Genomic DNA, 21719 nt, shown 5'->3' with positions numbered 1-21719 from the left:
TATGATTCAATGTCAGCCTTTTATAATAGGTTAGATATTTAGACGATTAAATTAAGGTTTCTAGATTGATGTTTCTAGATTGATAGTAAGAGGTGATGTGAGTTATTCAACTAGCCGATAAAGATTGTCTTCGTTTTAATTGCATCAAACTATTTATTTTAATGTTTATAGAATAAGTCTTTGAGCGAAGACATTTACTTGAATGCGTGAATTTGGCCAAAACCAGTTGACCACACTCCAACCGATTTAGGAACTTGGGGATAAACATACAACTTTTAGAAGTTAAAGGTTAAAGGTTAGAAGTTAAGGTTAAAGAACTTGCCTTGATGAGGCGTAAATTACATATAAACCTTACTCTGCTTGCTCATTATTAATAGATAACTCGATTTGCTCAACGTAATTTTTTGTTGATAACAATGGAAGTGGACGACCCAAACCGAAGAAAGCATTGACATGTTTGATGGCGGGTATCTTTCCACTTTCTTTAAATACAGCTGCTGTTGTCGCTTTAAGCTCTGCTAAATTGATGCGATGTTCCGCGCCGAATGTTTCAACTGGTTTATAGGTCGTTTTTTCCGAAAAAATATTTGCGAAGTCGCTGTATCCCATTTTTATATCCTTAAATATCATTATTATTGTGGTACTAATTCATCTTAATAAGTGTACTTACAAAGGTAATCTACTCTTTAAAAAGAGGCTTCTTGATCATCATTAGAAAACACTTCATATCTTGAGATTAACTATTAACAGAACCTCAATAGTTATTTTAATATAGTTACTTTTTTTAATTTAATTACTTTTTTTTATCTAGTTACGTTATTTTAATGTAATGATTACTTTAGTCATGATCCATATTTTGGCACTGAATGCTTTAACGAGGATTGTTACTTATTCGCTTTTTTATTATCTGTTGGAGTGTCAGGTTGCTGCTCGGCGCGAAGCGCTTTTTGTGCGCGTTCATCAAGTGGTACACAGCAACGTTTGTTTTCTGGGGTTAACCCCATTTCATCTAACCAGTCACAATAGTGTTGCCATGCGTTTTTTATTATTTTCATAAAACCTCGAGTTATATTAATAATCTAGCTACTAGCTGCGCATATAATACAGCCTCAACTTGTCTTTTTACAATGCCCCTTATCGCTACTTCATATTCCGTTTATTTGCTGTATCTAACTGTTTTGTTTAAATCCTCACCTAGTCGAACACTCTGCAATAACTTAAAGTTTTACTTTGTTTATTAACGAGTCTCACTTACTGTAAAGGTAACAGGATGTTATTCATTGTGATTGAAATTATAAGCTCAGCGAGTCGTTTTATGCAGGAGTAAAATAAAGGAGCAAAAATGAGTTTAGAAAAAGTACGACAACAGGCACAACTGAGCTTTTGTGAGAATGGTAAAAATATTGAAGTAGGTGATCTTAAAGGCTTCCCAATTACATTAGCAGAATTAAAGTCGACAAACAGTGAATCTCATTATGTTGTTGAAACCTTCGACTCTGGGCTGACTGGCGTTGTCTATCATCTCCAGTTTGCAGATAGGCACTGGACACTTAAGCTAAAAAGGTCTGCTAGCCTAGTGAATAATGTCGACGGTCAAACATCCTTTCTTAATGAGGTGCAGCGCCGCCATGATTTTAGCGTTTTAAAGCAAACTAAAGCGGCTGATTTTAATCATATAATTGAGACCAAATTTGCATCATATACTGAAGGGATTATTCTTTCTCCATGGATTGTAGGAGCACCTCCTCAACGTTTTAATAAAAAAATTTTTGAACAAATTTTTACATGTATTTGCAATTTAGAACTCAACGGATTTTTTGAGTGGGATTTATCCCCTGGTAATATTTTATTGGACAATAATAATAGTATTAAGCTGTTTGATTTTGGTTATATGTATCAATTTAATCCACTCAAGCACTTTAATAGCAATGGTCAAGATACTCCTTTATTTCACGGTATCGAACGCTTTGAAACACGCTTCTTTTTTGATTACTTATTAAAAAATCCTCTTCAATTGCCTAAGGAAGAGCTATTTGAATTATATCGTCTGGAAAAACAATGTGCGCTACAGGCCTATTTGCTTAAGCTTCAAAACCTGAAAAATGCAGCAGCTGATGCTAGTGTTATTAGCCATCAAAACAATATTAATTTGAAATGGGAAAAAGCACTGAGTAATGAAGAAGCGTTAAGGGAGTTGTATTTAGTTGAAAATTATCGCTCTAACGTACTGGACTTGTTGGATGATTTGCATGGTCAGTCATGTAATATTTATACGCTTAAAAAAGCAGATTTGATTTTAAGTTTTATCCATGAACACTTTATTCAGCTTATTAATAACAATGCTTTTTTCTTTGGTGACGAAAAATTAAATCAGGAACAACTAATCGTTAAATATACTGAGCTTCGTAACCAAGCCGTAAGTTTCCAATTAGGCTCTTGAAAAATAAGTAATTTTTTAAAAAAAAGTAAGTGCTATGGCTCTACTTACTTGAATTTATTCAATAAGTTGAATGACAAAAAGATCATTGTCATATACTTACTTTTAACAATTATCATCACGCTACCCTTTAGCAATGCAGTTCCACTTACTTAAAGGTAGCTTTTTATGATGTCATTCAAGTAATTTAGGTAGCGATTCCAGAACGCTGTATTCCTTTTTAGGGCCCTTAAATACTAACTAACAATCTTATTTCTACCGCTATTTTTTGCTTTATAAAGTCTCTTATCTGCTATTTCTATCAAGGCCTCAGCTGAAGCATTGGGATGTTCCTTGAGGTCAGCTAAGCCAAAGCTCATGGTTATGTGCTGATTTTCAAAGACGGGGATAGTAGAAAATTCCTGTTGAATATTATTAAGTCTTTCAAGGACCTGTTCCGTTTCCATATTCAGAAATACCAAGGCAAATTCTTCGCCTCCATAACGCGCTACTATATCTTTTGCAGCACGTGTATGTTTTTTGAGGTTAGCGGCTACGGCGACTAGTGCGCAGTCACCTAAAGTATGTCCGTAATCGTCATTGATACGTTTAAAGTAGTCAATATCACCCAGTACAAAGGTAAGTGAGTGTGCTTTGTTTTGTGCTGATTTAAATGCTTTTTCGAATACGAGGTTAAAGCCTCGACGGTTATAAAGTGTTGTTAACTCGTCGGTGAGCGAGCTCTCAAGTAAATTCTCATTTTCATCCTGTAAATAAGACGTTCGCTCTGATACTTTTTGTTCTAGGTGTTGCAATATATCTAAAAGGTTTTCGGCCATTGCATGTAGACCTTGATTGAGCGAACAAATTTCGCGGATCCTACTCATAGGTTGTGGGAGTAATAGAATACTTTCAACTTTTTTATCATTAGCAGCCTTATTAAGTTGTTGTATCGGTTTGCCTATATACCAAGCAATCGCGGAGCCAATGATTGCAATACAAGCAAATAGAGAGAGTGTGATAAAAATAGTGGTTTGTGTGTATTCAGTTAATATTCCTTCATGATAAGAAGAAGGAATAAGCACACCAATCAGCCAAGTTTTTCCATATTTTAGCTGGATGTTACTGACGCGATATAAGTAGGCTTCTCCATCAAGATTAAGGTGATATGAGCCTTTTTTAAAGTGCTGGCTGGCCATTTTAAACAAGGGATCTGGGTGGTTGTTGAGATTTAGCCTAGTGTAGGTTCCTTCCGTAATATTGTACAAAGCATCTTTGCTTGAAGTGGCAATCAATGCACCATTTTCTTCAGCTAAAAAAATGTAAGCGTTATCCACTAGCTCTAACGATTCTAAATAATCATCTAATTCAATCAACGCAACACTAGTTGCCGTGACACCTAATACTTTGCCATTTACATCATAAATAGGAACCGATAAGCCGATCCCCAATGTTGGACGACCATAATAGGGATGAATGTCACTCCAGGTTATTGTTTGGGCTTTTAATGCATCGAGGTAAAAGGGTCTTCCCCTTGGGTCGTAACTAAAAGCGGGATCGGTTTCTATCTTGGCGCCAATACTCTTTTTAGGGTGATAGTTAAATCCTTCCATGGTGAAAGGTTTGTTAATAAAATTTGCTGCAATGTTGTGTTGTATTTTACCAATGGGATCGCGTGCAGATGCGAGGTAACGACCGTCTGCTGTGGCAACGGAAATAAACGTCATATGTTCAAAAGGGGTAGCTTGCTCGTAAAAGCGGGTGGCGATGGGGGGTAAGTTATTCAGTAATTCAGGTTTGTTAGTAAAGGCATCACGGTTAATTTCTAAAATGTCGCTGAGTGGCGCAATGAAATCTCCCACCCTATCATCAATTCGATTTTCCACCTCCTTGATATATTGCTCGCCTACATTATTAGCTATATTGGAAATGGTGACGGTGGATACAAAGTACATCAGCACACCTGCAATAAGTGCAAGTAGTACGAAGGGGGTAATAATTAACCAACGCAGGGGAATAGACTTCACTGAGTATTTTCTCTATTTATAATGGAATATTTTAATATTAACTAAACTAGAAGGCATTTTTATTAATATTAAATATAGTACGTTATGCGTTGATAACAATAGTTTTATCCATTTAAATAAATGATACAACACTGAACTCACGTGTTTTTTAATTAAATAAAGTCAATAAATAATATTAATAAAGCCTTTTTAAATGTAATAACCTATAAAGTGTGATCTCTGTTCTTAAATGTATTGTAAAAATCTATAAAAGTTCAATTTTTTCTTCGCTTTTTTATTAAAAAAACCTTAGTATTTCCACTGAGTTACCACTTAGGTGGTATTTTTTTTATTGGAAATAAACTATTTGTACGCAAATAGAGGTGAATGGATGCAACAAAGCGATACAGATACTCCCGCAAATAATAACTCTACCTTGTTAGTAAAGATAAAAAATATCTCTTTTACGGTGGTGTTGATTATGTTGTCGCTTGGGCAGTGGAATGATACTAAAGAAGCCGTTGTTAGTGTTTATGAGGAAGTGATTTCAAGGTTTACCAACGAAATAGAATATAAGCGTATTAGCAAATTGCGGATTGGACTTACTGAGCGTTATACGGAGCAAATCCTAGGATCTCCTCAAGTCATTAAACCTTCTAAATTAGATGATGATCTTCAATATTATTATTACAACAGTGAAAAATTTTTATTGGTTACTTTTATTAAAAACCAACGTTTGAATGGTTTTACCGTATTCAGTAAAAAAGCTGATTTTTTAGCACCGGTTGCTTATATCAACAAGCAACTTAATACGCTGGATATTAAACAATACCTACCTTCACAGGAGTCAATACTAACTAATGTCGGTAGTTTGGAATATTTCTCAGAAAGTTATGAGTTAAGCCGTAACTTAATGTTCTATAACTTATTGTTAGGGCATGTGAACTACAGCAATGCGCCTACACCTTATAGCCAAACTATTATTGACGTTAACCATGAGTTGAACTCAGTTGAAGAGTTTGATTTTTCCTCAGTGACATTTTCATCACCATTAATACCCAATTTTTATTCTATTACTGAATTGTCTAACGAAATAATGCTGGAATCTCTATTAAGCAATTATGAGATGAGTGCGTTATTTAACAATCATTATTAATTACTTCGTTATTTAAAAAAAGGATCTCCAATGTTTAAAAAAACAGCACTCACATTCTCGTTAGTAACGGTATTAACTGCTTGCCAAAGCACTTCAAGTGTTAACGATGTGCAGTCATTAGCTTGTTTTTACCCTGACGCGCCAAAGGAAGAAGCGCCGCAATGGGTGTGTGGTGTAACACCAACAGGATTGGAAATTAGTGCGACAGGCTATGCTAAGAAAAATGTAGCAGGGGCAAGTATTATGAATGATATTTCCATCAATGACGCACGCGTGAATCTAGGTCGTCAATTCGAAGTTAATGTACAAAGTATTTTAAAAACGGCTTCAACGTCTTCTACTAATACAACTACTGAAGGTGTTAGTGAAAATGTAGATGAATACTTTGAAAATGTCACAAAAAGTATCTCAAGCACCACTTTAAATAACTCAAGAATCATTACTAAACGTACTAGTCCCGCTGGTGGTTTGTATACGTTAGTAGGTATGGACAAGGCGACTTTCGATATGAACTTTTCTAAAGTGATCCAAAAAGCAGAAGCAAAGGATGCCGAGTTATGGTCTAAGTTCAATGACAAAAAGACCGCTGATGAACTTGCAAACGTGCTTTCAAAATTAAAAAACAAATAATATAGGAAGCCACATCACTGATATTTTCTGAGTGATGTGGCTTTTCTGAGGTCATATGAAAAAATTTATAACTAGCCTATTCGTTATCTCTTTAGCACTTAGCCCACTGGCAAGTTCAGACAATGTATTTGATGAATTTGATGCAGAAATGAATGAGTTTGAATCCCCTAACAATGACAAAATAGTCGAAGAGTATATTTCTTTTGTTAGCGGGTATTTAGCTGAATATGACACTTGGAGAAAGGAGTATTTAAACGGGTTCGATTACAAACAAACTCAAATTATTATGCAATGGGGTGAAACTACTGCAAAAGATATAAATAATGTTGTTTATTCTGAAGACTTAAAAACCAGAGAACTTGTTGACTACGATAACAATCAGGTTGTGGTTGAAATACTCGTTCCTGCGGATACTACTGCAGCTGAGAGTGAAAAAATATTAACGTCATATCTTGCTAAAGATGAAAATAAATCAGAAGTAAAACAAGCTCTTGATAAAGTCGTTAAGGCTAAGAATATTCAGTTAAATGAGATTAAATTCGATACTGAACAAGAAAAAAATGCCAAGGAAGTGATCAAAAAGCAAACACTCGCTTATAAGAATGAAGCAGATCTAAAAGCAGATAAGCTACAAGAAACTCAAGCAAGTGTGCCTGAAAGTATTATTGAAAAATCTGTTGAGTTACAAAAAAAGACTCTAGAAAAAGAAGAGGCACAACGTATTGCAACTGTTGAAGCACAATATGCAGCGCTGAGAGAAAAAACAAAGGTGACACCGCCTACTTATAAAGTTCTTAAATATACCGCTAAATTACCGGCTAACAGCCTCAGTAAAAGAGCCAAAAAATACAAGCCATTTGCTGAAAAAGAGAGCCAACGCTTCGATATTCCCGTGGCGCTAGTGATGGCTATTATGCATTCCGAATCTGCTTTTCAACCGAAGGCTAAATCAGCGGTTCCTGCTTATGGTTTAATGCAAATAGTGCCACGCACTGCCGGTCATGACGTGAATAAAATGATTCGAAAAATAGATAAACCAATGCAAGTTAAAGAGTTGTATGTGCCTAGTATTAACGTTGAAACGGGCAGTGCTTATTTGAGTATTTTAGATAAACGTTATTTGAAGTCGATAACCGATCCAAAGAGTCGTTTGTATTGCACTATTGCAGCCTACAACACCGGCGCGGGTAATGTCGCAAAAGTCTTTAATAACAGTGGTAACACCAGAAATATTAACAAAGCGGCACGGGTTATTAATACTTTATCTCCTGAGCAAGTGTATAACGCTTTAATGAATAAATTGCCTTACGATGAAACTAAGCATTACTTAAAAAAAGTGTCTAAACGAATCGCCTTATACGAAACAAAATCTGCAATATAATCTGCTATAGGAAAAATGATGATTAAATGTAAGCAGTATTTTAAGCCTTTATTTGTTGCTATGACAGGGCTTGTACTTTTAAGTGCATGTTCATCTAACTCAGGTAATGAAGATGTACCTGAGTGGGTGCTTTCACCTACTCAAGATAATCAACAATATATGTATGGCGTTGGTGTTGGCAAGGGGCTTGAAGAAGCCAAGCAACATGCATTAAAAGAGATTGCCGGTAAATTTTCGGTCAGTGTTAACAGCGATACATTACACAAGCAGTCTTTACATAATGGGCAAGTAGATCAGCTTTTTTCACAAAAAATTAATACTCAAGTGAAAGATATTGAGTTTACGCAGGTGGAGCAAAAAAAAGCTGAAAAGGTAGAACAACAATATTTTGTAGAAATTGCTATCTCGAGAAATGAGTTTATTAAGGATAAAAAATCTAAGCTGACAACCATCACCAATCGCATAGATACTAGGCTGCATAATATAAGTAGTAAAAGTAAGATTGAACAGCTTTACGCCTATAACAAAGTTCAAGCCAGTGTAGCTGAAGCTGAGCCGCTATTGTATTTGATTGCAGTTGCCGATAGTGAATTTGATTTAACACCTTATACGCGTTTATTTCAGGAGTATTCATTAGCCGAAGCACAATTGCTTGCAAGTACCCACTTTTATATTCAATCAACGAGTAATGTATCCCCCATTGCAGAACAACTAAATGACCTGATACAAACACATGGGTTCCAAGTTGCTAGCCGTAAAAGTAAAGCTGATGCCATTATTCAGGTGCAAGGAAAAACAAAGAACAGTTTGGCTTTTTCTGTTTATAGCACACGTATTAACTTTAGTTTCTTAGTTAAATCCAACTCCAGCAAGGTTTACAGCAAAAAATCATATCTGCTTAATGGTTCTTCTGTGACTGGCTACCAACAAGCTTATGAAAGTGCCGTGAGTAAATTCTTAACCGTGGTTGAAAACCGCTCCGATGTTTATCAGTTATTGGGATTTGATGAGTAAACGATACTGATAACGAGTACAAATTAATTAAATAAGCGCATTTCAGCATATTTAACTTTGCATATTAAAAGGAAGTAGTACATGAAGAAAAAATTATTAGTTGTCGCAGTATCTGCAACGTTGGGCCTTACTGGTTGTATGCAAACAAAAGAAAATATTCGCGAATATACTGATGTTTCAATGCAAAAAGCAGATATCTTACCAAGCAAAGAAACCCTTGCTGGTGCGAAGCAAAAAATAGTGATTTTTCCTGCAGATACAACAGATTCTCCATTAGGTAAATTAAGCCATACCGGTACTGCTATTTCCACTGCATTAGAAACTCATCTTGCGGAGGTAGGGGTTGAAATAGTAGATAGAAATATTGCAAGAAAGCTTAAAAAAGAACTTGCCCTAGCAGAGTCAAAGGGTAAGTCGCAATATAATGGTCCTGATGTTGCTAACTATGCTATCACGGGTAATGTTTCAAACGCTTCTATCTCTTATGATTTTACAGCGCGAAAGTCGTACACAAATGATGATGGTAAAACCAGTGTGACACCTGCGCACTGTCGTTTCACGGCGACGGTTGCTGCTAATTTAAAACTCTATAAATTACCAGGATTAGCTTATTCAAAGACCATTACAACAGAAGACAAAGCTTCCTTTTCAACCGATACTAGTAACAGTCGATGCCCTATCAGTAATGCATCTGCTAATGCTTTAATACGTAAAGCAGCTAAAGCCGGTGTTGAGAGTAATAGAGCAAAATTCCAAAACTTCTTTTCACCTAAAGCCTACGTATTAGAGCGAAAAGTAAATGGTGATAAAAGTTTATTTAAAATATCAGCAGGTAAGAATTTTGGCTTTAAACCTGAATCAACGATTACCTTTTATAACTTAGAAGTTAAAGCGAATCCATTAACTGGTGATGTTGCTATCGAGGAATATGCAGTTGTTGAAGGTACGATAACAAGTAACCTTATTAGTGACCATTTTGCTTGGATTTTAGTGGATGACGAATATGCAGATCAAGTTAAGTTAGGCGACTACGTTAAAGTTAAATATGAGAAATCTACCTTCGGTGATCTTACGACTAAAATGACCACTAGTTTTAATAGCGGCTTAAAAAACATGTTTAACTAAGCTTGGTTTAATTACGCTTGGATTAATTAAGTTTAGGTTTAATTCAATATAGATTAATTAGCCACTACAATCAGCCATAAAAAATACATCAGGTTTATTTTTATGGCTGATTTTTTACTTGTCTTTTCCTGCTTTTGTTCATCTTCTTAATACTTACACATTTTCAATTAAGCATATTCAATTAAACATGCCCATTAATTAACTTTGTACACTTTCAGTAAGCGCGCTAATAGCTTTAAATTTAAAGGTGTTTGTCAATTTATAACCGTGAATTTAAAACACTGAATTACAAGCTGTTAGTTTAGATGAATGAGTTTAAAGCACAGGGAACTGTATTTTACCTGTGCTTTAACAAATAAACTTTACACTTTATGATGTTGCTTTTATTGCATTTGTAATTGAAACTGTTCAATAATTTGTTTATGTTTTTGCGCTAAAACACCTTCTTTCACAGTAGGAATTCGCATTAAATCGATTTCTTTATTGCTCTTAGAAAACTCGCTTGCAAAATGTGCTGCTAGTTCATGTTTACGGCTTTGTTGAGACAAGTCTGCAATATCTGCAATATCAATATCAGGGTCAAAACGATGAAAGCCTTGATAACTAAAATGTTTATCTACATGCAAATCACTTAGGCGAATAAACTCCTGCATTAAAGCGCGGCTCAATGCATTTAAAGACAGTTCATCTACCATTAAATAAAGTGTTGCATTGTCCATCTCTGGCAAAGTGCTGCGTTCGGTTTGTTGGACTTTTATATCGACTAGCCATAAACCATTAGGTCGTTGTTGCGCTTCTAACAAGCTGAGTTGGCTATTGTCATAATTTATTTTATTCAGTACTTGGTTGATTTTTTGTTCTGTACTTGTTGTCGCTATAGGTTCTCTTATACATTGATCTTTATCGTAAAACTCTGCCATTAAAGGAAGATCAATATGAGTGTTAAAAGGCGTGGTTGTACTATCGTTAAGTGTTAATTTGAATAGCTCTCTAACTTCATGTTCGCGTGATTTTTTTATCGCTAAAAAAACACTTTGAATAATTTCAGAGGTAGGCAGTTCTGGCTCTACACGCCATTTTCGACCAAATAATAACTTAAGCTGGCTTTCTTTTTGAGTTGATTTTTTATGGTAGTTATCGTGACCTACAACGCCTACTTGTATATAAATACCCGATAGTTCCTGAGCTGCAAACACAACATATCTCGGATCATACTCAATATCACAAATGAGTGCTTCGACACTTTGCAGAGTATGGTGATAGGTTAAGTAGTGTTGGGGCACACAGTAGTCACCATTACTTAGTAAAATTTTTGGCGCTTTAGGCATCACCTTTTCACCTAAACGCAGGGGAACTTCTTTAACCATCTGAAAAACCTTGTCATGTTCATATCTGAGTCAATACGTTATTGGCTCAACTAAAGTTCACTGAATATGCAAAAGACCTCGAATATCAATAAAAAATTTCAGTTATTAATATCCAAAACGAGTGGCTTCAAAGCGATTTAATAATCTATGTAACGAATAGCAAAGGAATAGGGTGATAATAATTGCCACTGCAATGCTACTGATACGATAAAAAGCACTAAATATTAAATCATTATCAGGACTTAAATATTGTCCGAAAAGAATGCCTAAGGTGGTCATAGCACCAAAACCAATACTTGAACCTCCTCCTTCTCGAACATGAAATTGACTAAATAACATCAGACCAATCCAGAAAATGGGAACGACTAATAACAATTGGCTGGACCAGTCATAAAGCAAGATTTGTACACTCACTCCAAAGGTGACACCAATGATTGTTCCTACCGCCCGTTTACGAGCATAACCAATCACACCATTCCAATGCATTGGGAATAGGATCAAGATTGTACTGGCTTGAGCTGACATTGAATCTTGTAAGTTAAATGTCTGAAAAATAAGGAATGAAATAGTAGCAATGGTTGCGCCTAACAAAGCTTCGTGACGCATTCTGTGTGTCGCTTTGGGCCCTGGTTTATGAGCTGTTCTAGGTTCTGCATCGGGTAGAATGGCCATCATCACATAGGCGATGATCACAGACAGAACCGTTGCCCAAAAATTATTAAATAGCAGTTCATTTAAGTTGGTATTTGGGTAGCTGGCAAAGTGCAACATAATGCTGAGCATTAAGACGCCATTTGCTCCAAATAGAAATAAAGCGCCTCGAGACATAAATGCAAATCGATAAAGAAATAATAAAAACACAACCAGTGTCATCATTCCCGGTGACCCCATTAATAAACTACCGATTAATCCGACCTCAATAATAGCCATCACCGATGAAGCGATAAGTTGGCGCATAGCATGAGCAGACATAACGGGGACTAAACCAAGTAAGATCATTGGGGTAACGGTATAGAAAATTCCATACTGCCAATCAAATATTTTACACAGTGCAAAACCTAGGGTTGCGCCTGTTGCAACCCGTAAACACTGGCGTAGGTCATTGCTGGTTAATGGGTTTTTACGTGTTTGCATGATAATGCGATACCTTTATTGTACTTTTTGTCTGTGTCGGCCTGCAGTGAAAGTTCTTTTGAACCCCATGCGATAATAAACCGAACCATGGTTAAGCTCATGAACATAGAAATGAATCTAGAAATGAACTTAGCCATGAATGCAAAATCAGAAGGACTTTGTTTTATCACTAGTAGATATAATGCAACAGCCCGATTATTTTAATCTGTGCTTTGGCGAATAAAGCGAGAAGACTATTATCTGATAACAGTTGTACCGTCGCTCTAGCTCCTGCAGGGAGCCGGTTCGCTAGTGGCTGGTCTAAAGATAAATGCAACCTTAAACGTTGTGCATCTCGTACCCAACGCGTGGACTGTTGTGGAGTTGCTAAACGGCCATTTGCATCAAATTGACCCGCACTCACTCCTGCATCGATACCGCTTACGGTCGCTGAATATAGATGGCCTGGGTCACCATCAAAGGTCACTAATGCTGTTGAGTTAATATTTACACCCCGTAAACTCTTCTCTCTAAAGTCGGCGATAATATCTACTCTTTCAGAGACCAAAGCGAGTAACGGTTGGCCGATTGTCGCAAAGCTTCCCACCTCTAATTGCAGGTTGGTGACAATACCATCTTGATCCGCATGGATTTGAGTGTAAGAAAGGTCCAACTTAGCTTGTGCTAAACGGTTTTGGGCCTGTCGTAATTTGAGATTTTTATCACCATAACTGCCACGACTAATTTTAAGTTTTTGTAAGCGGGCATTAGCGGCTAAAAGGTTAGCTTCAGCAGCATCTGCATCACTATCTACTTGATCTTTTTGTTGTCGTGAAACACCATGAGAAACAAATAATGCATCAAGACGTTTCGCTTCACTACGTTTCTGCTGCGCATTGCTTTTACTTGCATACACATCCGCTTTAGCTGCCGCGAGTGACGCATCTAACTCTGCATTATCTTGCTTGGCTTGCTCTAGGGCTAATTGAGATTGCGCGAGCGCCAATTGATAAGGCGTAGGGTCGATTTGGAAAAGTAAATCTCCCTTTGTTACTGTTTGATTGTTGGTGACTGCAATGATGTTAACTTTACCGCTAATTTGCGGTGTTACTTTAGTCACGACTCGTGTTGCCATTGCTTGGGGTGTTAAAGGGATAATATTATCGGCCAGTAAAAAATAGCTAAAAATCATCATAAATCCAAGAATAGCGATTTTTACTAAACGGGCAAATTGTTGATCTGGTGTCATCTTAGTTCTCATCAATCGGTTGAAGTGATATTCGCCAGTTTTCGTTGGCGTTAACAGTAATTAAACTCATAATACGTTCGAACTCATTGAGTTCAGTTGGGCTTATTCCTTCAAGCAAATCCATGCGGACTTCAATGATCCGTGCTTCTATTTTTTTTAAAATCTCTTTTCCTGCGGGCGTTAGTACCACAATTCTAGCTCGCTTATCTTTATCGCAGCTGTGTCGCTCAATCAATCCTTGTTGTTCTAATTGCCCTAAAGTACGCATTAACGAAGGTAGTTCGATTTCTAAAGCATTGGCTAATACTTTTTGGCTCACTTTGTCACCTAACCGCAATAATTTCCAAAGGGCGGTCCAACGTGGATAGGTTAACCCCAAAGGTGCAAGCTCAATATCTGCAACATTACGCCATAACCTATGCAAGCGGGCGAGATGTTCAGCAAGTGATAGTTCCTTTAATCGCTCTAATTCTTGTCGCATATTTCTCATCCATATAAAATATAGTTAGCAAGCTAAGTATTATACTTAGTTAGCAGGCTAAGTAAACTTTCATTTGTATTTGAAAATAAATACTTAGCGGTAACGAGGATGATTTCTAACCATAAATAAAAAATACGGAGAGCTTAGCGAAATAATTTTATTTGGCAATTCTGTGAGTAATTGGTTAAGGCTAATGGGTATAAATGGATTAATTTATCTAGCGTGGTTGGCACTTTCTGTACTTTCTATATTTTATAGTTGGAAGTCTTAACTTTGAATTAAAGTGGCACTTGTTCTGCTATATAACCAAGGATTAATAATGTATTGGCTATACAGCTAAAAGAAAAAAGCGAGTTATTTTAGTTTGAAATAACTTACTTAGCTAAGCAGCTCTTTACTTAACTCAGATATTTGAATCATTATTTACCCTATCAGTCGGTAACTTGGTAGTGGTTAATTATTTGAGTAGCAATCATTTGTTTTTATAAGTGATTGCAAAAGGTTAATGTATGTAATAGATATAAATACCATAATCTTACGATTTTTTTTGATATTCGAGCTATTGACCAAATTGTCCACCTTAATAGTAACGGGTATAAAATAATTTATAGTGTGACGCCTGATTTAAATAAAGCTAATTCACGAATGTTATTATTTTCATTGCAAGTTTTTTGCCCATTAATAACATTCACTATCTTATCTAAGAAATCATTTGCGACTTGATCAATATGCTCACCTTCTACAATGGAGCCTGCATTAAAATCTATCCAATGAGGTTTTCTTTGGAATAAGTCTGAATTAGTTGATATTTTCATGGTTGGTACAAAACCCCCATAAGGTGTACCTCTGCCTGTAGTAAATAAAACTAAGTGACAACCACTAGCAGCTAAAGCTGATGTTGCTATAGCATCGTTTCCAGGTGCGCTTAATAAATTCAGGCCTGGAACTTTTAATCGCTCTCCATATTTCAAAATATCAACGACTGGGCTATTACCAGCCTTTTGTGTACAACCAAGCGACTTATCTTCTAAAGTGCTAATTCCACCACTCTTATTGCCTGGAGATGGGTTTTCATAAATAGGCTGATTATGATCAATAAAGTATTGTTTAAATTCATTAACCATAGCAACGCCTTTATCAAATACATGCTTGTTAATACAGCGCTCAAAAAGTATGTGTTCAGCTCCGAACATTTCTGGGACTTCAGTCAGTACGGTGGTGCCTCCTTGTATCACTAAATAATCTGAAATAATGCCTAATAAAGGATTAGCAGTAATACCGGATAAACCATCTGAACCACCACATTCAAGACCAATTTTCAATTTACCAATTGAACAAACGCTTCTCTTATCAGAGGACATTACTTCATAAATTTCTTGGATATGTTTAATACCGACTTCAACTTCATCCATTTCTTGTTGGGTGACCATAAAGTGAATACGTTGATCATCATAATTGCCGAGTAATGTTTTAAAAGGCTCTATTTGATTATTTTCACACCCTAACCCAATAACCAATACTCCTCCTGAATTTGGGTGGAGAGCCATATCAGCTAAAATTTTCTTTGTATTTTCATGATCGTCTCCAAGCTGTGAGCAGCCAAACTGATGTGGAAAAACATATATCCCATCAATTAATAATTGTGGGTTTTCTTTCAGAAAGCGGTTTACTATTTGCTGTGAAATACCATTAACACAGCCAACAGTTGGAATTACCCAGAGCTCATTACGTATGCCGATATCTCCATTAGGTCTTTGATAGGCTTGTATTTTTTTATTCTCCATATTTGTGTCAATAGAGGCTTCTTTAGGCAGGTATTGGTAATCTGAAATAGTAGATAAATTTGTCTTTATATTGTGAGTATGAATAGCCTTTCCTGGTTGTATATCTTCCGTAGCATGCCCGATTGGACTGCCATATTTAATAATAAGCCCTGAGCTATTAATTTGTTGTATAGCCATTTTATGGCCTCGATTTATCGCTTCTAAAGCTTGAATATGGTTATCATTGACTTCAATGGTTTGACCTTTTTCAATGTCTTTCAAGGCAATAATAACATTATCAGCTGGGTGTATATGGATAAATTGTTTCATATTTTAGCTCTTCTATTTAACTTCAATTTTTGAATTTGAGTACTTTATTTAATAAAAGGCAATTAAAATCAGGTTTGATCTCTCTTTTTGTCTGATTTTTATTATAAAAAACCATTAAAAATCCGTTTTAAACGATATAGCTCTCGTTATTATGCTCTCCTTATCTGTGATTTATTTTTATTATTTAAGATGCCTGCAGATTTTAAGACGGCTAGATTTACATTAATTTTAAGGTAATCACTATGATGGAAACACTAAATCGTTCAACTCACATGCTTCCCAATTACCCTACTAAGATCATTCAGTTTGGTGAGGGTAATTTTTTACGTGCTTTTGTTGATTGGCAAGTTGATTTGTTGAATGAATTTGCAGGTTTTAATGCAGGCATAACGATTATTAGACCAATCAAAGCTGAGCATCCTAAATTAGATAATCAAGATGGACTTTATACTGCCTTAATTCAAGGGATCAATGAAGAAGGTAGTGTTGTTTCTGAGCCAAGAATAGTGAGCTCAATAAACAAAGAAATTAAAGTATACGGGGAGTATGATGCTTTTTTATTAGAAGCCGAAAATGAAGCATTAGAGTGGATTATTTCTAATACAACTGAAGCTGGGATTTGTTTTGATGATAACGATCTCTTTTCTCTTCACCCTGCCAATACTTTTCCGGGTAAATTAATTCAGTTTTTACATCATAGATATAACTTTTTTTCTGGGGACCTGAATAAAGGCTTAATTTTTTTACCTTGTGAATTAATTGATTATAACGGTGAAAAATTAAAAGAAACCTTATTACAATATTGTGAACTATGGTCGTTAGAAGAAGCATTTGTGACTTGGTTAGAAAAAGCAAATACATTTTGTTCTACCTTAGTTGATAGAATCGTAACAGGTTACCCTAGCAGCAATATTCAAGAGATTGAGTCTAAATTAGGGTATAAAGATAATTTCTTAGTGTCAGCCGAGTACTTCTATTTATTTGTTATTCAAGGTCCTGATTTTCTTAATAAGAAATTGTGCTTAGATAAATATCCATTAAATATAAAAATTGTCGAGGATATTAAACCTTATAAAGAAAGAAAGGTTGGGATATTAAATGGAGTGCATACTGCATTAGTACCTGTTGCATACTTAGCGGGTGTTAATACTGTTGCAGAAGCAATGAATGATAAGCAAATTTCTATTTTTATTAACCGGTTGCTGCACGATGAAATTATTCCTAGTTTAGATATTGATAAAAAAGATTTAATTAGTTTTAGTCATGAAGTGATCAATCGTTTTAAAAATCCATATATTGAGCATTTCTTGACCTCGATATCACTCAACTCATTTGCCAAATTTAATTCTAGAATTTTACCTCAAATGCTGAACTATCTTGAAAAGAATAAACAAGCCCCTAAATTACTGTCATTTTCTTTAGCATCATTGATCTGCTTTTATTTGGGAAAAAGAGGAAGTGAAGATATTCCTCTAAATGATGATGAGTGGATTATGAAACTTTTCTCAGAATGGCGCATCCTTTACGAAAATGATAATCAGCAGCTAGTAAATAATGTATTGGGGCTCGAAAAACTATGGGGAAGAGACCTCAACCAAGAAGCAAATTTAACAAAAGAAGTTGTCCACTTACTCACCAATATTAAAAATATAGGTATTAGAGAAACACTAAAAAAAGAATTTTTAATTAACTAACCGCAACTAATAAAGGAATATACAATGAAAAATACAATGAAAAAAATGGTTACAATACTTGGGCTCAGTTGTGCACTAACAAGTGGCGCACAGGCTGCGACAGAAGTTATGATTGCATATGGAAATCAATCAGGTGAGCCCATTGATAAAGCAATGCATTTCTGGGCTGATAAGGTAAAAGAAAAATCAGAGGGTGAAATTATATTTCGTTTATTTCCTTCAAGCCAACTAGGTGGTGAAACCGAAGTTTTAGAGCAAGCCAAATTCGGAGCAAATATAATAACTATTAGTTCTTATGGTTATTTAATGGATACTATTCCTGATTTTGGTGTTATCAATGCCCCTTATTTAACGCAATCATTCGATAAAAAATCTCAGCTGCTTCATACCGAATGGTTTGAGGGCTTATCAAGTCAATTAACGGCTAAAGGGTTACAAATTGTTGTTCCTGACGTTGTTTATGGCACTCGTCATTTATTATCTAAAAACAAGGTGACAACGCCAAGCGATTTAAAAGGAGTAAAAATACGAGTACAGCATTCACGTGTTGCTATTTCTACTGTAACAGGGATGGGCGCAGTTCCAACACCAATGTCATTATCCGATGTTTATCCTGCTATTGCACAAGGCGTTATTAGTGGCGTTGAGAACCCACCTGCTGTGTTGTTTGGTGGAAAGTTTTATGAAGTTGCAAAAAACTTAAATCTTACTTCACACTCTAAGCATATGTCTCCTTTTGTTGCGGGTACGAGCTTTTGGAATAAATTGAGTAAAGAAGAAAAAGATATTATTACTAGCACTAGCCGTGAGATGGTTAAATATGGTGCAAAGTTAGTTGAAGCTTCAGATAATGAGGTGATTGAACTTTTAAAGAATGAGGGGGTTACTGTAAATGAAGTTGATATCACTGCATTTGAAGAAGCGGCTCGAATGCAAGTTCCTAAGGATTTTTCCGAGTGGACTCCAAATCTTTACCTTGATACTCAGGCTAAAATGGCTGCAATGAAATAATCAATTGATGGGGCTGTAAAGCCCTATTTATCAAGGGGATAAGAATGAATTCAGTCGTTGAAAGTAGTGTAAGCCTTAAGCATCAAAAAAGCGAAAAACTCATTTTAAAAATCGTAAAGCTATTTAATAAAATAGATCAGTTAATTGCTTCTATATCACTTGCATTAATTGTATTGCTTACAATCTATGGTGTGATCATGCGTTATGTTATTAATGCTCCAAGTGCTTGGGTAGAAGAGGTATGCCTCGCTTTATTTGTGTGGTTTACTTTTATGGGTGCAAGTGTACTAATGAGCCGTCAAGAGCACGTTAATGTTGATTATTTAATTAAAAAGTTACCAACTAAACTGTATCAATTTACTAATGATGTATTAGTACCTCTGATTATATCTATCTCTTTAATGTTTATGTTGTTTTATGGCCTAGTACTTCTCCAAATGTCTGAAAACCGTTTCACTTCTACATTGCAAATACCTTATCTATATATTTATTCAGCGATTCCTGTCAGTGCTTTTTTCATGCTTTATCATCAATTTAGAATTTTTATAATTAACAAATTAATTTGTAAAAACACAGGAGACAAATAATGGACGTTATTATTCCTATCATTGCATTAATGATCTTATTTTCATTGGGAGTCCCTGTCGCATTTTGCCTATTTGCCTCAACGCTTGGTTATTTTTTGTTAAATGGTAGCATTCCATTAGTCATTGTAATTCAGAGGTTAGCAGGGGGATTAGATTCAGTTACTTTATTGGCAATTCCTTTTTTTGTGATGGCTGGCGTCTTCATGAATCAAACTGGAATAAGTAAAAAATTATTGACTTTCTGCGAAGTATTGACGGGACATATGAGTGGCGGATTAGCACAAGTTAATGTTGTATTAAGTACATTAATGGGAGGGTTATCTGGTTCTAATATTGCAGATGCTGCAATGGGGTCAAAATTACTTGTTCCTCAAATGGTAGCTCGCGGTTATAGCCCGGCTTTTTCCTCAGCTGTTACTGCTGCATCATCTTTGATCACTCCTATTATTCCGCCAGGTATTGCACTTATTATTTACGGTTATGTTAATAATGTGTCAATTGGTAAGTTGTTTTTAGGGGGAGTTGTACCAGGCCTCTTACTCTGTATTATGATGATGGTTTTGGTCTCTTTTATTTCCAAGAAGAGAGGTTACCTCCCTATTAGAGATAAAAAACCAACTAAAAAAGAAGTTTTTTTATCGGCAAAAGATGCAATATTAGCTTTGTTTTTACCTGTTATTATTATTGGGGGCATTAGATTTGGTGTATTTACACCAACAGAAGCTGGTGCAATAGCAGTTATTTACGCGTTATTTTTGGGATTATTCATTTACAAAGAAATGACCCTAAAAACGATGTGGGAAGCTACCAATGAATCGGTATTAGCGGCGGCTAATGTATTATTTATAATCTGTGTCGCATTTGGCTTTTCTAAATTCTTAACATGGGAGAGAATACCCCAAGACTTAGCTTCATGGCTAACAGTTGTAGTCGATAGTCCAATTGCTTTCTTATTATTAGTTAATTTGTTTTTATTAATTGTTGGGATGTTTTTGGAAGGAAATGCGGTGATGATTGTCTTAGCACCATTATTAGCACCAGTTGCTAATCAATATGGTATTGATCCCGTTCACTTTGGAATTATTTTCATTTTTAATAGTGCCATAGGAACTATTACTCCTCCGCTTGGTACAGTTATGTTTACTACGTGTTCGATCACTAAAGTTGCTATTGAGGATTTCGTAAAAGAAGTATTGCCATTTTGGTTATTATTAATATGTGCCCTTATGATAATTACGTTTGTTCCTGTTATATCGATTGGATTACCTAATTTTATATTTAATTAATTACTAATTTGTGGGGCTATAATGAGACGAACAATTGTATCCATTATAGCCATCGCAAAGTAAATATTGACCCTGTGATATTCGAACAGTTTTTCTTACCTACTTATTAAGTTATCAGAAATCTTCTGGTAATAATTCCTGATGTAAACTTTTTCCCATTGTTCGTTTAGCTGTCTGTAAATGTCGGGTTAACTCATTTAATGCTCCCATATCATCTCTCATTACTATCTTCCCTAAAATTAACATGTGTTCATCTATTGCTATTTGATTGCGAATACGTAAATCAGCATTATTCCATTGATAATGGCAATGAAATACAAAGGAAATGATATCAAAGAAGCTATCAATAAATGGGTTATCTGCAGCAGACAATATTAACTTATGGAGCTTTCGATCTAGCGCTGCAAAGTCTCGAGGGTTATTAATTAATGTTTTTCTAAAATCTCTGTGTTCATTTAATAATAGTTTTGCTTCTGCCCAACGAGAATCATTTGAAGGTAGATTCATAAATTTGCATAGAGCATGATTTTCAAGCATTTCACGTAATTCAAATAGCTTATTTGCATAATTAGGATCAAATGGTTTCATCATCCATTTTCCTCGATGAATATTTTCAATTAACTCAAATCGTGAGAAGCGAATTAAATACTCGCGTACCACCTGAGTATCAACATTAGCATTTTTGGCTATTTGTGATTCAGTAAAAATATCACCCGGCTTTATTTCTTTGTTATTAATGGCTTGTGTAAAATAATCATCGATTTGATTTATTCTATTAACGGATGATTTCTTCAAATCTTTTATTTCTTTGAATTTATCTTCTTCTTCAGGGGGCCTTATCACTTGTAATTTAGAACCGGTAGATTCAAGAATACCATTTTCAACTAAGTAGTTAATGGAGTATCGAATTGTTGTTCTACTGACATTATAAAGTTCAGCTAGTGAAGCTTGAGAGGGCAAAGGTGACTTGATATATCCAGTGGAGATTCCCTCTAAAACTTGATTAATGACTATCTTTCTTAAATCTTGATTTCTTCCCATGCATCACCTGATTTTTATACATATAAAGTACCGTTATAATTCTAAAAAATGAGACGAATGCCGCACTTT

19 protein-coding genes are annotated in these 21719 nt (G+C 35.4%); 10 read left to right on the top strand and 9 right to left on the bottom strand.

The window, feature by feature from the left end; all coding sequences use genetic code 11:
- Positions 1 to 351: 351 nt before the first annotated feature.
- A complete protein-coding gene (locus MT390_RS00350) occupies positions 352 to 609 on the bottom strand; it encodes a hypothetical protein (protein ID WP_499438962.1) in 258 nt (85 codons plus the stop codon).
- Positions 610 to 884: 275 nt separating this feature from the next.
- Complete coding sequence (locus tag MT390_RS00345) at positions 885 to 1055, bottom strand: DUF5363 family protein (RefSeq protein WP_499438960.1); 171 nt, start codon at positions 1053 to 1055, stop codon at positions 885 to 887.
- A gap of 287 nt (positions 1056 to 1342) precedes the next feature.
- On the opposite strand from MT390_RS00345, the gene MT390_RS00340 reads away from it, so the two are divergent.
- Positions 1343 to 2440, top strand: coding sequence for an AarF/UbiB family protein (locus tag MT390_RS00340; protein ID WP_499438958.1), 1098 nt, complete (start codon positions 1343 to 1345; stop codon positions 2438 to 2440).
- Positions 2441 to 2673: 233 nt separating this feature from the next.
- On the opposite strand, the gene MT390_RS00335 is transcribed toward MT390_RS00340, so the two are convergent.
- Complete coding sequence (locus MT390_RS00335; RefSeq protein ID WP_499438956.1) at positions 2674 to 4443, bottom strand: sensor domain-containing diguanylate cyclase; 1770 nt, start codon at positions 4441 to 4443, stop codon at positions 2674 to 2676.
- Positions 4444 to 4813: 370 nt separating this feature from the next.
- Here MT390_RS00335 and MT390_RS00330 point away from each other — a divergent pair, with 370 nt between their 5' ends.
- The 5 genes from MT390_RS00330 to MT390_RS00310 all read left to right on the top strand — a co-directional run bounded on the left by MT390_RS00330 (position 4814) and on the right by MT390_RS00310 (position 9728).
- Positions 4814 to 5578, top strand: coding sequence for an ETEC_3214 domain-containing protein (locus tag MT390_RS00330; protein WP_166368081.1), 765 nt, complete (start codon positions 4814 to 4816; stop codon positions 5576 to 5578).
- Positions 5579 to 5608: 30 nt separating this feature from the next.
- Positions 5609 to 6208 (top strand): LPP20 family lipoprotein, encoded by a 600-nt coding sequence (locus tag MT390_RS00325; RefSeq protein ID WP_028870413.1) that lies wholly within the window; start codon positions 5609 to 5611, stop codon positions 6206 to 6208.
- A 55-nt stretch (positions 6209 to 6263) separates the two neighbouring features.
- Positions 6264 to 7589: a transglycosylase SLT domain-containing protein gene (locus MT390_RS00320; protein ID WP_499438953.1), complete on the top strand. Its 1326-nt coding sequence runs from the start codon at positions 6264 to 6266 to the stop codon at positions 7587 to 7589.
- Between the two features lie 15 nt (positions 7590 to 7604).
- Positions 7605 to 8603, top strand: a complete 999-nt coding sequence (locus MT390_RS00315) for an LPP20 family lipoprotein (RefSeq protein ID WP_499438951.1) — start codon at positions 7605 to 7607, stop codon at positions 8601 to 8603.
- A gap of 81 nt (positions 8604 to 8684) precedes the next feature.
- Positions 8685 to 9728 (top strand): hypothetical protein, encoded by a 1044-nt coding sequence (locus MT390_RS00310; protein WP_499438949.1) that lies wholly within the window; start codon positions 8685 to 8687, stop codon positions 9726 to 9728.
- A 383-nt stretch (positions 9729 to 10111) separates the two neighbouring features.
- Here MT390_RS00310 and MT390_RS00305 read toward each other — a convergent pair whose 3' ends face one another.
- The 5 genes from MT390_RS00305 to MT390_RS00285 form a co-directional block, all read right to left on the bottom strand.
- A complete protein-coding gene (locus tag MT390_RS00305; RefSeq protein WP_499438947.1) occupies positions 10112 to 11095 on the bottom strand; it encodes a hypothetical protein in 984 nt (327 codons plus the stop codon).
- Positions 11096 to 11200: 105 nt separating this feature from the next.
- Complete coding sequence (locus MT390_RS00300; protein WP_299663068.1) at positions 11201 to 12229, bottom strand: DUF2955 domain-containing protein; 1029 nt, start codon at positions 12227 to 12229, stop codon at positions 11201 to 11203.
- Between the two features lie 169 nt (positions 12230 to 12398).
- Positions 12399 to 13457, bottom strand: coding sequence for an HlyD family secretion protein (locus MT390_RS00295; RefSeq protein ID WP_499438945.1), 1059 nt, complete (start codon positions 13455 to 13457; stop codon positions 12399 to 12401).
- A 1-nt stretch (position 13458) separates the two neighbouring features.
- Positions 13459 to 13938: a transcriptional regulator SlyA gene (gene slyA, locus MT390_RS00290; protein ID WP_499438943.1), complete on the bottom strand. Its 480-nt coding sequence runs from the start codon at positions 13936 to 13938 to the stop codon at positions 13459 to 13461.
- A 605-nt stretch (positions 13939 to 14543) separates the two neighbouring features.
- Positions 14544 to 16031 carry a UxaA family hydrolase gene (locus MT390_RS00285; protein WP_499438941.1) on the bottom strand — a complete coding sequence of 496 codons (1488 nt, stop codon included), beginning with the start codon at positions 16029 to 16031 and terminating at the stop codon, positions 14544 to 14546.
- Positions 16032 to 16273: 242 nt separating this feature from the next.
- Between MT390_RS00285 and MT390_RS00280 the strand changes: the two genes are divergently transcribed.
- From MT390_RS00280 to MT390_RS00265, 4 genes are read left to right on the top strand one after another with little or no spacing between them, the layout of a single operon-like run.
- The gene (locus MT390_RS00280) at positions 16274 to 17725 is read left to right on the top strand and encodes a tagaturonate reductase (protein ID WP_499438939.1); all 1452 of its coding nucleotides are present in this window, start codon (positions 16274 to 16276) and stop codon (positions 17723 to 17725) included.
- A 24-nt stretch (positions 17726 to 17749) separates the two neighbouring features.
- Entirely contained in the window at positions 17750 to 18736 is a 987-nt protein-coding gene (locus MT390_RS00275; RefSeq protein ID WP_499438937.1) for a C4-dicarboxylate TRAP transporter substrate-binding protein, read from the top strand.
- A 44-nt stretch (positions 18737 to 18780) separates the two neighbouring features.
- Positions 18781 to 19323 carry a TRAP transporter small permease gene (locus tag MT390_RS00270; RefSeq protein WP_499438935.1) on the top strand — a complete coding sequence of 181 codons (543 nt, stop codon included), beginning with the start codon at positions 18781 to 18783 and terminating at the stop codon, positions 19321 to 19323.
- Positions 19323 to 20609: a TRAP transporter large permease gene (locus MT390_RS00265; protein ID WP_499438933.1), complete on the top strand. Its 1287-nt coding sequence runs from the start codon at positions 19323 to 19325 to the stop codon at positions 20607 to 20609. Before MT390_RS00270 ends, MT390_RS00265 begins: the two co-directional genes overlap by 1 nt.
- A gap of 114 nt (positions 20610 to 20723) precedes the next feature.
- Here the strand turns inward: MT390_RS00265 and MT390_RS00260 are convergent, their stop codons facing one another.
- Positions 20724 to 21650 (bottom strand): GntR family transcriptional regulator, encoded by a 927-nt coding sequence (locus MT390_RS00260; protein WP_499438931.1) that lies wholly within the window; start codon positions 21648 to 21650, stop codon positions 20724 to 20726.
- Positions 21651 to 21719: the final 69 nt, after the last annotated feature.

Source organism: Vibrio sp. 2-Bac 85 (assembly GCF_037546705.1).
In the GTDB taxonomy this organism is placed as follows: Bacteria; Pseudomonadota; Gammaproteobacteria; order Enterobacterales; family Psychromonadaceae; genus Psychromonas.
The sequence above is the reverse complement of the archived record's forward strand: the minus strand, read 5'-3'. Positions and strand labels throughout refer to the sequence as shown.

What these genes read in the sequence shown, in the direction of transcription:
- MT390_RS00345 (WP_499438960.1), bottom strand. Translation starts at nt 1,055, where the DNA reads ATGAAAATAATAAAAAACGCATGGCAACACTATTGTGACTGGTTAGAT.
- MT390_RS00295 (WP_499438945.1), bottom strand. Translation starts at nt 13,457, where the DNA reads ATGACACCAGATCAACAATTTGCCCGTTTAGTAAAAATCGCTATTCTT.
- MT390_RS00315 (WP_499438951.1), top strand. Translation starts at nt 7,605, where the DNA reads ATGATGATTAAATGTAAGCAGTATTTTAAGCCTTTATTTGTTGCTATG.
- MT390_RS00310 (WP_499438949.1), top strand. Translation starts at nt 8,685, where the DNA reads ATGAAGAAAAAATTATTAGTTGTCGCAGTATCTGCAACGTTGGGCCTT.
- slyA (WP_499438943.1), bottom strand. Translation starts at nt 13,938, where the DNA reads ATGCGACAAGAATTAGAGCGATTAAAGGAACTATCACTTGCTGAACAT.
- MT390_RS00320 (WP_499438953.1), top strand. Translation starts at nt 6,264, where the DNA reads ATGAAAAAATTTATAACTAGCCTATTCGTTATCTCTTTAGCACTTAGC.
- MT390_RS00330 (WP_166368081.1), top strand. Translation starts at nt 4,814, where the DNA reads ATGCAACAAAGCGATACAGATACTCCCGCAAATAATAACTCTACCTTG.
- MT390_RS00300 (WP_299663068.1), bottom strand. Translation starts at nt 12,229, where the DNA reads ATGCAAACACGTAAAAACCCATTAACCAGCAATGACCTACGCCAGTGT.
- MT390_RS00340 (WP_499438958.1), top strand. Translation starts at nt 1,343, where the DNA reads ATGAGTTTAGAAAAAGTACGACAACAGGCACAACTGAGCTTTTGTGAG.
- MT390_RS00280 (WP_499438939.1), top strand. Translation starts at nt 16,274, where the DNA reads ATGATGGAAACACTAAATCGTTCAACTCACATGCTTCCCAATTACCCT.
- MT390_RS00350 (WP_499438962.1), bottom strand. Translation starts at nt 609, where the DNA reads ATGGGATACAGCGACTTCGCAAATATTTTTTCGGAAAAAACGACCTAT.
- MT390_RS00270 (WP_499438935.1), top strand. Translation starts at nt 18,781, where the DNA reads ATGAATTCAGTCGTTGAAAGTAGTGTAAGCCTTAAGCATCAAAAAAGC.
- MT390_RS00275 (WP_499438937.1), top strand. Translation starts at nt 17,750, where the DNA reads ATGAAAAATACAATGAAAAAAATGGTTACAATACTTGGGCTCAGTTGT.
- MT390_RS00285 (WP_499438941.1), bottom strand. Translation starts at nt 16,031, where the DNA reads ATGAAACAATTTATCCATATACACCCAGCTGATAATGTTATTATTGCC.
- MT390_RS00305 (WP_499438947.1), bottom strand. Translation starts at nt 11,095, where the DNA reads ATGGTTAAAGAAGTTCCCCTGCGTTTAGGTGAAAAGGTGATGCCTAAA.
- MT390_RS00260 (WP_499438931.1), bottom strand. Translation starts at nt 21,650, where the DNA reads ATGGGAAGAAATCAAGATTTAAGAAAGATAGTCATTAATCAAGTTTTA.
- MT390_RS00325 (WP_028870413.1), top strand. Translation starts at nt 5,609, where the DNA reads ATGTTTAAAAAAACAGCACTCACATTCTCGTTAGTAACGGTATTAACT.
- MT390_RS00265 (WP_499438933.1), top strand. Translation starts at nt 19,323, where the DNA reads ATGGACGTTATTATTCCTATCATTGCATTAATGATCTTATTTTCATTG.